7 protein-coding genes and 6 pseudogenes are annotated in these 14,260 nt (G+C 60.5%); 7 read left to right on the top strand and 6 right to left on the bottom strand.

The features are described 5' to 3' along the window. Window positions 1–163: 163 nt before the first annotated feature. The gene (locus tag NKJ12_RS29125) at window positions 164–1,606 is read left to right on the top strand and encodes an aspartate ammonia-lyase (protein ID WP_352706853.1); all 1,443 of its coding nucleotides are present in this window, start codon (window positions 164–166) and stop codon (window positions 1,604–1,606) included. Between the two features lie 292 nt (window positions 1,607–1,898). On the opposite strand, the pseudogene purF reads toward NKJ12_RS29125, so the two are convergent. The 3 genes and pseudogenes from purF to NKJ12_RS29110 all read right to left on the bottom strand — a co-directional run bounded on the left by purF (window position 1,899) and on the right by NKJ12_RS29110 (window position 6,012). Then, a pseudogene (gene purF / locus NKJ12_RS29120) lies at window positions 1,899–3,367 on the bottom strand (amidophosphoribosyltransferase). Between the two features lie 276 nt (window positions 3,368–3,643). Continuing rightward, window positions 3,644–4,789, bottom strand: coding sequence for a M20 family metallopeptidase (locus tag NKJ12_RS29115; protein ID WP_352706851.1), 1,146 nt, complete (start codon window positions 4,787–4,789; stop codon window positions 3,644–3,646). A gap of 38 nt (window positions 4,790–4,827) precedes the next feature. Further along, window positions 4,828–6,012: an aminotransferase class V-fold PLP-dependent enzyme gene (locus NKJ12_RS29110; RefSeq protein WP_352706849.1), complete on the bottom strand. Its 1,185-nt coding sequence runs from the start codon at window positions 6,010–6,012 to the stop codon at window positions 4,828–4,830. 292 nt (window positions 6,013–6,304) lie between these two features. On the opposite strand from NKJ12_RS29110, the gene NKJ12_RS29105 reads away from it, so the two are divergent. The 3 genes and pseudogenes from NKJ12_RS29105 to NKJ12_RS29095 form a co-directional block, all read left to right on the top strand. Continuing rightward, window positions 6,305–6,766: an Lrp/AsnC family transcriptional regulator gene (locus tag NKJ12_RS29105; protein ID WP_126057703.1), complete on the top strand. Its 462-nt coding sequence runs from the start codon at window positions 6,305–6,307 to the stop codon at window positions 6,764–6,766. Between the two features lie 664 nt (window positions 6,767–7,430). Beyond that, window positions 7,431–8,254 (top strand): annotated as a pseudogene (locus tag NKJ12_RS29100) (site-specific integrase). A gap of 10 nt (window positions 8,255–8,264) precedes the next feature. Continuing rightward, a pseudogene (locus NKJ12_RS29095) lies at window positions 8,265–8,458 on the top strand (transposase zinc-binding domain-containing protein); the annotation flags it as partial. Window positions 8,459–8,539: 81 nt separating this feature from the next. On the opposite strand, the gene NKJ12_RS29090 reads toward NKJ12_RS29095, so the two are convergent. From NKJ12_RS29090 to NKJ12_RS29080, 3 genes are read right to left on the bottom strand one after another with little or no spacing between them, the layout of a single operon-like run. Then, the gene (locus tag NKJ12_RS29090; protein WP_352706846.1) at window positions 8,540–9,529 is read right to left on the bottom strand and encodes a tyrosine-type recombinase/integrase; all 990 of its coding nucleotides are present in this window, start codon (window positions 9,527–9,529) and stop codon (window positions 8,540–8,542) included. Continuing rightward, window positions 9,526–10,431 (bottom strand): tyrosine-type recombinase/integrase, encoded by a 906-nt coding sequence (locus tag NKJ12_RS29085; protein WP_352706844.1) that lies wholly within the window; start codon window positions 10,429–10,431, stop codon window positions 9,526–9,528. Before NKJ12_RS29085 ends, NKJ12_RS29090 begins: the two co-directional genes overlap by 4 nt. After that, the gene (locus NKJ12_RS29080) at window positions 10,431–11,663 is read right to left on the bottom strand and encodes a tyrosine-type recombinase/integrase (RefSeq protein WP_352706841.1); all 1,233 of its coding nucleotides are present in this window, start codon (window positions 11,661–11,663) and stop codon (window positions 10,431–10,433) included. The genes NKJ12_RS29085 and NKJ12_RS29080 overlap by 1 nt, the downstream gene beginning before the upstream one ends. A 167-nt stretch (window positions 11,664–11,830) precedes the next feature. Between NKJ12_RS29080 and NKJ12_RS29075 the strand changes: the two are divergent. The 3 pseudogenes from NKJ12_RS29075 to NKJ12_RS29065 all read left to right on the top strand — a co-directional run. Next, window positions 11,831–12,118 (top strand): annotated as a pseudogene (locus tag NKJ12_RS29075) (IS91 family transposase); the annotation flags it as partial. Window positions 12,119–12,251: 133 nt separating this feature from the next. Continuing rightward, window positions 12,252–12,851, top strand: a pseudogene (istA, locus tag NKJ12_RS29070) (IS21 family transposase); the annotation flags it as partial. A gap of 69 nt (window positions 12,852–12,920) precedes the next feature. After that, window positions 12,921–13,934 (top strand): annotated as a pseudogene (locus NKJ12_RS29065) (IS256 family transposase); the annotation flags it as partial. Between the last annotated feature and the right edge of the window lie 326 nt (window positions 13,935–14,260).

The raw sequence follows: 14,260 nt of genomic DNA, 5'->3' as shown, positions 1-14,260 counted from the left end.
CAACTCCTTCGAAGCCCGGAGGCCCACTTTCCTTGTGGCCTATTGGACTGCTCGGCCGCGGAGGCGGCCCCTATGACGAGGCTTCGATGAGCTCCGAGTTGGAGGCTTCCAATTAACATGCGCCTCCGAGCCAACTGCGCCAGCGCATGACTGAGGTAATCGTGTGAAGAAGGCTCCACAAATAGAACGCATTGAGAAAGATCCGCTTGGCCCTGTGAGCATCCCGGTCGATGCCTATTATGGCCCGCAGACGGCCCGGGGCATCGCTAACTTCCCGATTTCGGGTATCCGGATCAGCCATTTTCCCAACTTCATCAAATCGCTTGCCTACGTGAAAATGGCAGCGGCACGCGCCAACGCGGCGCTTGGCGATCTGGACAAGCAAAAGGCCGATGTCATCTGCCAAGTCTGTGCAGAAATCGCGGCGGGCAGACATCTTGCCGAGTTCCCGCTCGATGTGTTTCAGGGCGGCGCCGGTACCTCGACCAACATGAACATCAACGAGGTCGTCGCCAACCGCGGCCTGGAGATCATGGGACTGCCACGCGGACAATACGACCAACTGCATCCCAACAACGACGTCAACTTCGCTCAATCGACAAACGATGTTTATCCGACAGCCATCCGTCTTGCGATCCTACTTTCGCGGGGGGCGCTGCAGCGAGCTTTGGAGCGGCTCGCGGGCGAGTTGGAGGCCAAGGCGGAGAACTTTTCGGACGTGATCAAGCTTGGCCGAACGCAGTTGCAGGACGCTGTTCCGATGACGCTGGGCCAAGAGTTTCAGGCTTTCGCGACGACACTACGCGAAGATGTAGCCCGTCTCGGTGAGATTTCCGCCTTCTTCCATGAAATCAACCTCGGTGGCACCGCGATTGGCACCGGCATCAATACGAATCCCGACTATCAGGCGGCAGCTGTCGCGGAGTTGCGCGCGATTTCCGGCCTGCCCGTCGTCCCGGCCGGAAATCTGATCGAAGCCTGCTGGGATACCGGCGCCTTCGTGCTCTTCTCGGGAATGCTGAAGCGGACGGCCACGAAACTCTCGAAGATATGCAGCGATCTGCGGCTGCTTTCCAGCGGCCCGCGTGGGGGGCTGAACGAAATCAATTTGCCAGCGCTTCAGCCCGGCTCCTCGATCATGCCCGGAAAGGTCAATCCTGTAGTGCCGGAGGTGGTCAATCAGGTCGCCTTCCAGATCATCGGTTACGATCTCACGATCACACTCGCCTCCGAAGCGGGACAGCTGCAGCTGAACGTCATGGAGCCGGTGATCGCCTACAACATACTGCACTCGCTTGAGCTTCTGACCAATGCCGTCGATGTTCTGCGCACGAGGTGCGTCGTGGGCATTACCGCCAATGCCGAGACTTGCCGCAGACATCTCGAAGCCAGCACCGCCGTGGCAACAGCACTGACGCCCGCGATTGGGTATGATCGGGCGGCGGAGCTTGCAAAGCTAGTCTTGTCCTCCGGTAAAACGATCCGCGAAGTCCTGGCCGAGCAGCCGGACCTTTCGGAGGAGCTCATCGCACAGGCGGCCGATCCGCACCTTTTGACCCGCCCCACGCGATCGCGACCGGCTTCACAACAGCGGGCCGAAGATTGATCGACTGATCTGCGTAGCGGCGCTGCTGCTCGACTGCTCGGACACCGAGGCTGCACCAGTCGGCGAGCCGTGTTCGAACATACACGGACCAGGGATCGCTCAGAGGTGGTGCGGTCTTCGGGCTTAAGAAGGATCGAAGGGCTCTTACGCAGTAAGCCCGCAGACGGGTTCCGGCCGAGTTCAACGTTACCAGGCTAGGTTTGCCCTTTGGCTGACCGCCCTTCACCTTCGGAGCAGGCAGTGCATCGGGGTTCACACCGACCACGAAGCCGCTCCAACTGGCTAGGCAGATTCACTGTCCGCCTGCGGCGAAAGCCGACAGAGCCCGGACGTTGTCAGCGTTCTTTGGTCGAGCAAGCGGGTCGGATATTCGGCAGTGAAGCAGGCGTCGCAAAATTGAGGCTTTTTGTTCTCGCGGGCCGTTTCGCCGAGAGCTCGATAAAGCCCGTCGATCGACAGGAAGTCGAGCGAATCGACACGGATAAATTTGGCCATTTCCTCGATCGACATATGCGAGGCCAAAAGTTTCGCCGTCTCGGGCGTGTCGACGCCGTAGAAGCATGAGGAGCGGGTCGGCGGCGAGGCGACGCGCATATGCACTTCCTTCGCGCCGGCATCGCGCAGCAACTGCACGATCTTCTGGCTGGTTGTGCCTCGCACTACGGAATCGTCGACCAGCACGATGCGCTTATCCTCGATGATCCGGCGGTTGGCATTGTGCTTCAGCTTGACGCCCATGTGGCGGATGGAATCGGTCGGCTGGATGAAGGTGCGGCCAACATAGTGGTTGCGGACGATGCCGAGCTCAAAGGGCAGGCCGGCAGCTTGGGCGAAGCCGATCGCGGCCGGCGTGCCGCCGTCGGGCACAGGCACTACGATGTCGGCATCGACCGGTTTCTCGAAGGCGAGCTCGGCGCCAATGTTCTTTCGCACTTCATAGACGTTGCGGCCCTCGACGGACGAATCCGGACGAGAGAAATAGACATACTCGAAAATGCAGAACCGCGGTTTCTTCGTTTCGAACGGGAACAGGCTCTCCACTCCCTCAGCGGTGACGATGACCATCTCGCCAGGCTTCAGGTCTCGAACAAAGCGCGCACCGATGATGTCGAGCGCGCAGGTCTCTGAGGCCAGCATCCAGGCGCCGTTAAGTTCGCCCAGTACCAGCGGCCGGATCCCGAGCGCGTCGCGGCAGCCAATCATTTTTGTGGACGACAGCGCTACCAGTGAGAACGCGCCCTCCAGTTGGCGAACCGCATCTATGAAGCGCGAATTGACGTCCTTCCCGCTGCTGGTTGCGATGAGATGCAGGATCGTTTCGGTGTCCGAGGTCGACGAGAAGATCGAACCCTGCTTCTGCAGCGTACGCTGCAGCGTCATTGCGTTGGTGATGTTGCCGTTGTGGGCGATGGCAAAGCCGCCGTCGGCCAACTCGGCGAAGAAGGGTTGTACGTTGCTCAGCCCGGGTCCGCCCGCGGTGGCGTAGCGGGTGTGGCCGATGGCGCGCGTGCCCTTCAGCCGGTCGAGGATCGGCTTCTTGGTAAAGGTGTCGCCGATCAGGCCGACATGACGTTCGACGTGGAACTGCGTGCCGTCATAGGAGACAATGCCCGCCGCCTCCTGGCCCCGGTGCTGCAGGGCATGCAGGCCGAGGATGACGACAGTGGCCGCATCCCAAGGGCCAAAGATTCCGAATATGCCGCATTCATCATTAAAATGATCGTCGGCCTCCGCGGAGAAGAGTTTATCTGCCTCAAGCATCGGTCACGATCACTATCGGGAAAATAAGGTAGCCGGTCGTCTTCGCCTGAATCCGACCATGAGGCCGCAGATGTTGCCTGCGAAGCACCCCGCAGCCGACAGATCCGTTCCAATGCGCCAGACTCTTGCCGCGTCGGAGCTCAGTCATGATCATACAGAATCGTCGAGATCATATATAAGTGGCTTGAGGGCTTGAAAGCTTGATCGTAAGGGACGTAGTCCCGCGAAGCCGAAGTCATCGCGGGACCTATTCTTGCGTGATTATGCCAGTGGTCGCTAGTAGGTTAGCATGATCTTTTGGTAGATGTCGACCGCTTTGGCCAACTGATCAATCTCCACGTACTCGTTGGCAGTATGAGCCTGATCAATACTCCCAGGTCCAAGAACAACGCAGGGAATACCTCCCAACGAGAGCTGACTCGCATCCGTCCCATATGGAACTCCGCGGTGCTGGCCCGTTCCCGCAACTTCTGCACACGCCTTTGCCGCCACTGCGGCGATTTTTGTGGCTTCCGCACTCGGGGGAGCTGGATCTTCGAGAGCGGGTAGCAGTGAGCGCACCTTGATCTTATCGGGACCTTGGCGCAGGCCTTCCAGGATGTTTTCTACCTCCTGTAGCGCGTCCGACGGTTGCTCTCCCGGTATGAGCCGCCGGTCAATCCACACGCGGCAGGAGGGCGGAACCGTCGCCAATTCCGTACCCCCTTCGATGAGTGTAATCGTGAGAGTCGGGGGGCCAACCAGCGGGTGCACGCGTTTGGACAGAGTTTCATTAATCTTGTCGAGTGCCAAGATAACCTTGGCCATTCCTGTGATCGCGTTCACCCCAAGATGGGGCTTGGAACTGTGAGCGGGTACACCCTCCACTTCAACTTGCCAGCGGACCGAGCCCTTATGTGCAACGACAAGCTCCAGGTCAGTCGGCTCCCCAACCACTGCGGCCTCGTAGGACACACCTGATTGAGCGATTCTTCGCGCTCCTTTCTTCCGGTACTCTTCATCGACGCTTGCACCCAAGACAATCGTACATCGTGGCTTACGTTCCCCTAGGGTGCTAAGAGCCATGAGCATCGCCGCGAGCGGGCCCTTATCGTCACAACTTCCTCGCCCATAAATCCGACCGTCCCTCTCGTCTGGCGAAAAGGGGTCTGCCTCCCAATTGTCAACCGGCACCGTGTCCATATGCGATATGAACAGGACACGCCTATCGGGCTCCTGCCCAGGAACCCAGGTGAAGAAGTTGGCACGGCCGTCGGTTACTTCCTGATACTCAAAGGGCAGATTTCGCTCTCGGCAAAAGGCCTCGAGGAACTCAGCGACCTTCTGTTCACCGCTCCCCTTTGCCGACGCTGAAGGGTTGATGCTCTCAATTTTTATGAGTTGTTTGAGAAGCTCTACCGTTTGTGTGTTGATGGACGACATGAATACTCCTATCCCTCCTTGAGAATGCAAGCGTGCGGCTATGCCAGCCAGTTCTTTGCCAGGCCGACAACTCGGTCAGCCTCGTCTGCTGTGTTGTATAAATGTAGCGAGAAGCGCAGCATTCCCCGGCGAGCCGAGACGATCACCTGGTTTTTCAACAAATGCTCGTGAAGCGACTGAATGCGGCTATCGGCTTCGCGCGAACCAGGTGCTGGATCCCCAAGAGCAACGATACTTCCGGTATGATCGCCTGGTGCTCCGCCGCAGACGGGCAGTCCGAGATCTAGGAGGCCCGATGCCAGTCGGCTTGCAACCGACGTAACACTTTGTTCAATGGCCGGCGTGCCGATTTCCATCAGCTGTCCGATGGACGCGTAGACCGCTATCACACCGGGAAAATTGTAATGGCCAATTTCAAAACGGGGCGCGCCGGCGCGCAATGTTACCGAATCGAATATTGGAGCCGACTCTGGCGCGTCGCCCAAATCGACACTGAAGCGGGCGAGGTAGGCAGGGCTTAGGCGATCGGCCCATTCCCGGCGGCAATACAGAAACCCCAACCCATAGAGGCCCATTAACCCCTTGTAAGATGATGCCACCAAACCGTCGACGCCAAGCTGAGTGACATCGGTGTGTAGTATACCAACTGATTGGGAGGCATCGGCCAAAAGAAAGGTACCCAGGCGCTTGCAAGCCGCGGCTATCGGCTCCATCACTGTCTTGAAGCCCGGGACCATTGTAACGGTCGAAACCGTGACGATACGGGTACGAGAATCGGTCTGATCGATAATAGCATCGCACGGGATTGCACCGTTTTCAGTTTCTACCACCCGCAGCTCAATTCCGTGCTTGTCCCTGAGTTGCAGCCAAGGGAGGATATTGTTTGCGTGCTCCAACTGGCGGCACAGGACAACATTGTCTCCCGGCTTCCAAACAATCGCGTTTCCGATTATATTAATGCCTTCTGATGCATTCTTCGTAACGGCGATTTCGTCTTTTTCGGCCCCCACGAATTCAGCGAATCTCGAACGTGTTCGCTCGACAAGCTGCATCATTCCTTCTTCGTCATTCAGGCCATTCAGCCGATTATCAAGATGCTGATCCATAGACCTGCGGGTGGTTGTGGATATGAGCCCCTGATTTGCAACATCCATGTAAATGGCGTTTTTGGTGGCTGGAAATTCCTGCCGGAGGACGTCCAAAGGAAGAAAATGGCTTGTCATGCTCGTCATCAGATCCGTGGTTCGTGGGTAAAGAGCGCAAAGCCTACTCAGGGCGCCCATTTCTGTAGTTGTGAGCAACGAAAATGCCTTGATTGAGAAGCCATCGAGCTACCTTGCGGGCGATCATACCATTCGGCCGAACTTATAAGGACAAGAGGTTCACCACCGGGAGGCAAATGCCTTTCGCTGATCGGATCATTTTATGGCTTGATCCTTGTGGAACTCAGGCTAATATCGTGTGAGCCAAGCAGTTTTTCTGCGCAATTCTCTCCTTTTTTGCAGTGATCGTGAAATGGACCTCGATCGAGTTGATCGCAAGCTTCTCAACGCAGTGCAGCGCGACAATCGCCTGACGACGGCTGAATTGGGCGAACTTGCGGGCCTTTCTGCGACCGCTTGTCAGCGGCGACTGAAGCGACTGCGTGATGAGGGTGTGATCGAGGCTGACGTTGCCATAGTCTCGCCACAAGCGGTGGGTCGTCCCATGCTCATGCTGGCGTCTATCAGTCTCGAGCGCGAGCGGGTAGATATCATCGATCGGTTCAAGCAGGCGGTCCGGCGTACGCCTGAGATCATGAGTGCGTACTATGTAACGGGTGAAGCCGATTTCGTTCTCTTGATCTCTGTCCAGGACATGGCCGAGTATGAGGCATTTACCCGCCGATTTTTTCATGAGTCTGATATCAAAGCTGTCAAGACGATGGTCGTAATGGATCGGATCAAGGCGTCATTGGCTCTGCCTATCGAAGAATAACGGCAGTATGCGCCCGCATCGAGTTTTGCGCTGGCACTTTGCGGTCTCAAGCGCATCAACCTGATAACCATCGCGGTTCGTCCGGTAGTATACGATTTAGGGCGGCGGTGCGTCTTATCTCGACGCCCTGGATCAGATTGACAGCAAAGCTTATCTGTCGGGTGGCAGCATCGATCACTTCGCTTTTGCGCCGGGATCAGTGCCCCACCTGCGAACATCGTCCGGGGCGTTGCCCCTGCTATCGGATGTCTCCGCTGCCGATCAGTCGCTGGCACTGCCTGCTTGAGAACTTCAGCAGCGTGACGTTGGCCGGGGTCCACCACCACGTTTTCGCGGCTGTGAGATGTCCATATCGATCCTCTGGAGACCGCGGGTACGCCGGGAGTAGGTTTTTATGCGGCCGTGTAACGCAAGTGTGAGGTGGAGTCGCAGTGCCGCATCCACTGGGCTCCCGATAGTTGCACGTATTCTAAACCCGGTAACGGCTAGGTTGTGTGGACTCTTGGGATTCCCAAGGCTGAGCAAATCAGATTGAACTAAACCGCTGCCGCGGTAGCTGATGCGCGGGTCTGGCCTGAGGAGGCCCCTGTCTGAGAAGATTTGGTGTCGAGCCAACCTTCCAGACAGGAGAACCCCAGATGGCCCAGATAAGCTGCGTCAGCGGATGATTGAAGATCTGACGATCCGCAATTTGTCACCGGAGACCCAGCGATCCTACGTGCATCACGTGGCGAAGTTCAGTCGATTTTTTGGACGATCACCCGATCAACTGGGATACGAAGAGGTGCGCGCCTATCAGGCCCACTTGGTGCGCCGAAGGGTCTGGTGGGGCGCGTTGAACCAGACCGTTTGCGCCTTGCGTTTCTTCTACGGCGTGACGCTGGGTCGATCTGACCTGCCTGAGCGGATCGCTTACGCCCGGACGCCGCGCAAGTTGCCGGTCGTGCTGAGCGCCGATGAGGTGGTCGGTTTTCTGCAGGCCGTGAAGGGGACGAGGAACCGGGTCGCTCTGATGACCACCTATGCGGTGGGCTTACGCGCCACGGAGGCGGCGCGTTTGCAGGTGACGGACATCGATAGCAGCCGGATGGTCATTCGCATCGAGCAGGGCAAGGGCGGCAAGGACCGCTATGTGATGCTGTCGCCGCAGCTGCTGGAGATTTTGCGAGTCTATTGGCGGTTGACCAAGCCGGGGCGATGGCTGTTTCCCCGGCGCGTTGGCCGCGGCCCGATCCACCCACAGACCTTGGGGATCGCCTGTCGAGCAGCCTGCGAGTTCCTGGGCGTTGAGAAGCGGGTGACGGTGCACACCCTTCGCCACAGCTTCGCCATTTGGAAGCCGGCACGGACATAAGGATCATTCAGGTGCTGCTGGGCCATCGCAGCCTGGCGACGACGACACTATACGCCCAGGTCTCAACGGCTGTGATCGGCCGGACCGCCAGTCCTTTTGACCAACTCCACATGGAGATCACGCCGTCCGGCTGAGCCGCGCGCCATGCGCCCGGATCTGGAAGTGGCGGATGTATTCCACCGTCACGGGGTTGATTATCGCCGCGACCATGCCGGCCATCTCGGGCGTGTTGAGCGCCGGGTCATGGCCGCGGTGGAGGCGTGCCGGACCGCGGCCCTGGGCGGTCACGCCGAACACTGCCCGACTGCGGCCTCGTGCGGCAAGCCTATAACTCCTGCCTTATGGGCAGATCGAGTAATGGGGAGTCGGCGACGACTTGATCACGCTCTTGCGACAGTCGCCGCCAGCCCGGCTCACCATTACGAGGTGCGCTTGAGGAGTGCTATCAGCCTGTCGGACGGCTGGAAGGCTCCCCGTCGCAGATGCGGCGGAATGATCGCCTCCATCGCATCGAGCTTTTCAGTCGGGTCGCCACGCGTGTAGACCTCGGGCGTCGTCAGCGTGGCATGGCCCAGCCATAGCGACACTTTCCGGATGTCATGCGTCGCCTGCAGAACGATCATTGCGCAGGTGTGCCTGAGGACGTGAGGCGAAACGCGCTTCTTGGCGAGACCGGGCTGCTTGCGAGCCGCGGTCGCGGCGTGCTGCTTAAGCAGATAAGCGAAGCCCCATCGGCTCAGCGGCTCTCCCCGGGCGTTGACGAACACCTCGGGCACGGCGGGCTGGCCGCGAATGGCAAGCCATGCGCGCAGTGCTGTGGCTGTGCTCTTCCATAACGGCAGTGTTCGTTCCCTCCGCCCCTTGCCGAGAACGCGGATGCTCATCGACGGCAAGTCGATGTCCTCGATCTTCAGGCCGGTCAGCTCGGATACGCGCAGCCCCGCACAGACAGCCAGGTGCAGCATGGCGCGGTCGCGGATGCCCTCCCACGTCGTGGGATCGGGCGCGTCGAGCACGGCTTGTAACTCCTCCCGCAGTAGATAGGGAACCAAGCGCGCATCCGTCTTCTTGAACGGGATCGCCAGGACGCGGCGGATCTGATCCAGTGCTGCCGGTTGCCGGTACTCGAGGAAGCGGAAGAACGACTTGATCGCCGCCAGTCGCACGTTGCGCGTCACAGCCGCGTTCTTTCGGTTGTCCTCGAGATGCTCGAGGAAGGCGCTCACCAAGCCAGCGTCGATCTGCTCCAACGTTAGCAGGGAGGGTTTGACCTTGAGCTTTTCGGCGGCGAACACGAACAGCAACTGGAAGCTCAGGGCGTAGGAGTCCTGCGTGTGCCGACTGACGCCTCGCTGGCGGGAGAGCGTCTCGCGCAGGAACGCTTCAATGAGAGGAGCGATCGGCGTCATGACTGCCGTCCCTCCGACAGGAACTCTTCGCCGGCCGCAGCGACGTCGCGCATGAGCTCAGCGGTAGCTTCGAGATACCAGTAGGTCGCATAGATGTTGACGTGGCCCATGTAGGTGGCCAGCGCCGCCATATGCGCCCCGCATCGGCTTCGGCCGGCCGGGCTGCCCTGCAGCGCACGCACGGCGAACGTATGCCGCAGATCGTGCAGCCGAGGACGGCGCGTCGTCCTCGATCGGATGCCAGCTATGCCCACCAGCCTGTCGAAGAGCTCTTTAACCGCGATGTAGCGGAGTGCCCGACCACGCTTGTCGATGAACACCGGATCATCGTGCGAGCGCGGCCGTCGATGCGCCAGATAGCGTTCCAGGCCTGCTGCTGCCGTGTCGTGCAGTGGCACCAGGCGCGTCTTGCGGAACTTGGTCTCGCGGATCAGCAGGCCGTCGCCGGTCACGTCGGCAACCGTGAGCCTCAGAGCTTCTGAGATCCGCAACCCGGTGGCCGAGAGCAGCGCGATCAAGGCTGCAAAGGTGAGCGGGCGCAAGCTGCCCTTGGGCCGAAGCCGCAGCGCAGCCTCGATCAGGCGATTGATCTCGTCTGCCGAGTAGATGTGCGGTGTGCGGCGCCTCTTGCGAGCACCGAAGTGATTGGCGGGCGGCAGCTCATGCCCGGCGTCCTCGACTTGGGTGTGGCGCACGAAGCGGCAGATGGCTCTGAGTCGTGCATCGCGTTGCGCCACGGATGGCCCGAGCGCGGCCCATTCGATCGCCGCTTGCGTCTCAACGTGCGTTTGCGCGCGCTCGGCCGCGAAGGCGGCAAAGCTCTTCAGCAGGTACTCCGCATTCGACATCGCGAAGCCCGTGGCGCGGCGCAGGGCGAGATAGGTCTCGATCGCGTCCAGCATCACAGCGCCTCCGGCCAGGGCTGAGCGACCTGCTTCAAGAGCGCGACATCGGCCTTGGCGTAGTAGGCCGTCGTGTCGATGCCTCGGTGGCGGAGGACCAGACCGATCTTCTCGAGCGGAACGCCGCAGCGCAGCATCTCGGTCGCCGCGGTGTGCCGCAGGACGTGCGCCCCCTTTACCGACGTCACGATGCCGGCGCGCTTCATGACGCGCTTCATCACCGACGAGATTCCATCGCCGTTCCGGAACGGTCGGCAAGGCGCGATCGTGCGCAGGAACACGCGATCGCTACGACAGGCGGACGGACGGCATTCGAGATAGGCGGCGATCGCATCCCCGACGTCTTGCGGGAGCGGCAGGCGGACCTCGTAGCGCGCCTTGCCTGTGACCCGGAGCGAGCCCGCCTGCCACTCGATGTCGGTGAGACGGAGTTGCGCCACGTCGCCGGCCCGCAGTCCGAGGCGGGCCAACAACAGCAAGATCGCGAGATCACGTCGACGCGCACTGGTGTCACCATCACAGGCGGCGATCAACTGATTGACCTGCTCGGCCGACAAATATCGCGGCATGTCGGCAAGCTGCCAATGGGCGTAAGCTGGAACGGCGTTGTCGAGACCCGCCTGACAGCAGCCTTCGACTGCAAGGTATCGCAGGAATGCCCGTAGGCTCGTCGTCATCTTCTCGATCGTGCCGCTGCCGCACTTGCTCGCGTGTTCCATGAAGTAGCCGCGAACATCGGCCGGACTCCAGCCAGTCGGGGCGGATCCGAGCGCTATCACTATGCCGGCAGCGTCGCGAGCGTAGAGCCTGATGGTGGCATCGGATGCCCCGCGATGCTTGCGCAGCCAGGCCTTGAAGTCGGTGACCAACTTGGGCTCGGCGGGCGCCGTTACCACGGCCGCGGATCGGCAGACGCCGACCTCGATAAGGTGCCGTCGAAAGAGCCGGGCACCGTAGATGGTGTGGTGGTTCCGCCGGCCGCCTCTGACGCGCGGACACCTGCAGCTGCGCAGGTGCTCGCTGAAGGCCGCCAGATCGATGTCTCCCAGGCTCACGCCGCGCTCGATCATGATGTGGCCGGCATGGGCTGCCGCCCGCAAATAGCGCACGGCCGTGTCTGGGCTGTAGCCTTGCCGTTCGAGTGATGCTGCGAAGCCGTCGAGGTATGGCCCGCTTGGCCCGCTCCGCAGATGCCCCAGAATCTTCGATGCCGAGAAGTAGGTCTCCAACATGTTCGTCCCCGTTTGTGACCGGCCATCAGTGGCCAAGTCGATGGGGCCGCGAGCACACCCAGTTATGGAGACAAGAAGCGCCGAGATTCACAGAAAATGTCAGCGACGCCACGCCGACTCCCCATTACTGGATCTGCCCATAAGACAGGTAATGGGCGATGCCCATTAGCTGCCGCAACCGCCACTGCCCTAAATGCCAAGGCCTAGCCCGCGCCCAGTGGCTGGCCGAGCGGCAGGCTGAGTTGCTGCCGGTCCCATACTTCCACGTGGTCTTCACCGTTCCCGCCCAGATCGCTGAGATCGCCTTCCAGAACAAGGCGGCGGTCTATGCGATCCTGTTCAAGGCCGCATCTGAAGCCTTGAGGGTGGCGGCGGCTGATCCCAGGCATCTGGGCGCCGAGATCGGCATGGTCGCCGTGCTTCATACTTGGGGTCAAAATCTCCTGTCGATGCCGGCTCAATACTCCCAGAAGTGCCGTTTGAATCTTCCCCAGTTTAGCGCTGTCGCCGGTCTTCCGGAGCGCGCTCCGGGAGACCGGCGGCGCGTGATCGTTGATGCTTCTCCTGATGGTCGGGAGAGGGATTTCGGTGATCAAGATCGGGGAGATGATGATGATACTGGATTTGCATCGGCAGGGCCTGTCGGTGTCGGCGATCGCCAGGGAGAGCGGGATCGACCGCAAGACGGTGCGCAAATACATTGCGCGCGGGCTCGAGGCTCCGGCCTACGGACCGCGCAAGCCGCGTCAGGCGGTGATCGATCCCTTCACAGCCTATCTTCGCGAACGGGTCACGCGATATCCCGGGCTCACCGGCAGCCGGCTTTTCCGCGAACTGAAGGACCTCGGCTATGGCGGCGGCTACACGGCCGTTACCGACTTCCTGCGCGACGTCCGTCCTGCCGCGGCGGAGCGTGGATACGAGGTTCGCTTCGAGACCCCGCCCGGCGAGCAAGCGCAGGTCGACTTCGCTCAGTTCAATGTCGTCTTTGCCGATGAGCCGACCACGCCGAGAATCGTCTGGCTATTCTCCATGGTGCTTGGCTTCAGTCGCCTTATCTGGGCACGCTTCGTCGTCCACCAGGATCTGCCGACTGTCTTGCGCTGCCATGCTGGGGCTTTCGAGGCGCTGGGCGGCGCTCCTCGCGAAGTGCTTTACGACCGTATGAAGACGGCTGTGATCGGCGAAGGCGATACCGGGGGACTGTCAGGAATTCTGTGCGCGAGGCCATGATGATGGAAAGGAGAGAATCATCACATGGCTATTGAGAAGGAACTTCTGGACCAACTGCTTGCGGGTCGCGATCCGAATGAGGTTTTCGCCAGAGACGGGCTGCTCGACGATCTGAAGAAGGCGCTTTCGGAGCGGATTCTGAACGCCGAACTGGACGAGCACCTCGATGAGGAGCAGGCCGACGGCAACGCCAATCGCCGCAATGGCCATTCGCGGAAATCGGTGCTGACGGGCACATCGAAGATGACGCTGACGATCCCGCGCGACCGTGCCGGAACCTTCGATCCGAAGCTGATCGCCAAATATCAGCGCCGCTTCCCAGACTTCGACGAGAAGATCATCTCCATGTATGCGCGCGGCATGACGGTGCGCGAGATCCGCGGCCACCTGGAGGAGCTCTACGGCATAGACGTGTCGCCGGACCTGATCTCGGCCGTCACCGACGCTGTCCTGGAGGAAGTGGCAGAGTGGCAGAATCGCCCGCTGGATGTGGTCTATCCGCTCGTCTTCTTCGATGCCATCCGGGTCAAGATCAGGGACGAGGGCTTCGTCAGGAACAAGGCCGTCTACATCGCGCTCGGCATCCTGCCGGATGGCACGAAGGAGATCCTCGGCATCTGGATCGAGCAGACCGAGGGCGCCAAGTTCTGGCTGCGCGTCATGAACGAGTTGAAGAGTCGTGGCGTCGCCGACGTCTTGATCGCCGTCGTCGATGGCCTAAAGGGCTTTCCCGAGGCGATCAACGCCGTCTTCCCCCAAACCGTGGTTCAAACCTGCATCGTGCACCTGATCCGCCATTCCCTGGAGTTCGTGTCGTGGAAGGACCGCAAGCCCGTCGTGCCGGCGCTGCGTGCGATCTACCGGGCCAAGGACGCCGAAGCCGGCATGAAGGCCCTGGAGGAATTCGAGGCCGGCTACTGGGGCCAGCGATATCCCGCGATCACTCAGAGCTGGCGGCGCAACTGGCAGCACGTCGTGCCGTTCTTCGCCTTCCCAGAAAGCGTGCGCCGGATCATCTACTCGACGGATGACATCGACAACCCTGATTTCGACTTTTTCGATTCCTGTTGCGTTTCTTTGTTCGGCTCAGGTGAGCCTGTTTCTTCGTCCCGGCCCACAGGATTTCCCGTGCGAGCGTGTCGAGACGCAGTCAAGGCTGGCTGGTGCGATGGCGCCACGGCCGGCTGCGAGGTTTCCAGGCCACGCCTTGACGGCGTCGAGCACGGCGCCATTCTGGAGCGGACCGAGGGCGTCGGTCGTGCCGCCACATTTCCCTTGTGCTATATTTGTCCGGCACGGACGACCACGTGGCAAAGAGTGGTGCGAGAGGATGAGAGTGCCGCCACGCAGCCGTTATAGTCGTT

The organism is Mesorhizobium sp. M0195 (assembly GCF_040322115.1).
GTDB lineage: Bacteria > Pseudomonadota > Alphaproteobacteria > Rhizobiales > Rhizobiaceae > Mesorhizobium.
The sequence above is the reverse complement of the archived record's forward strand: the minus strand, read 5'-3'. Positions and strand labels throughout refer to the sequence as shown.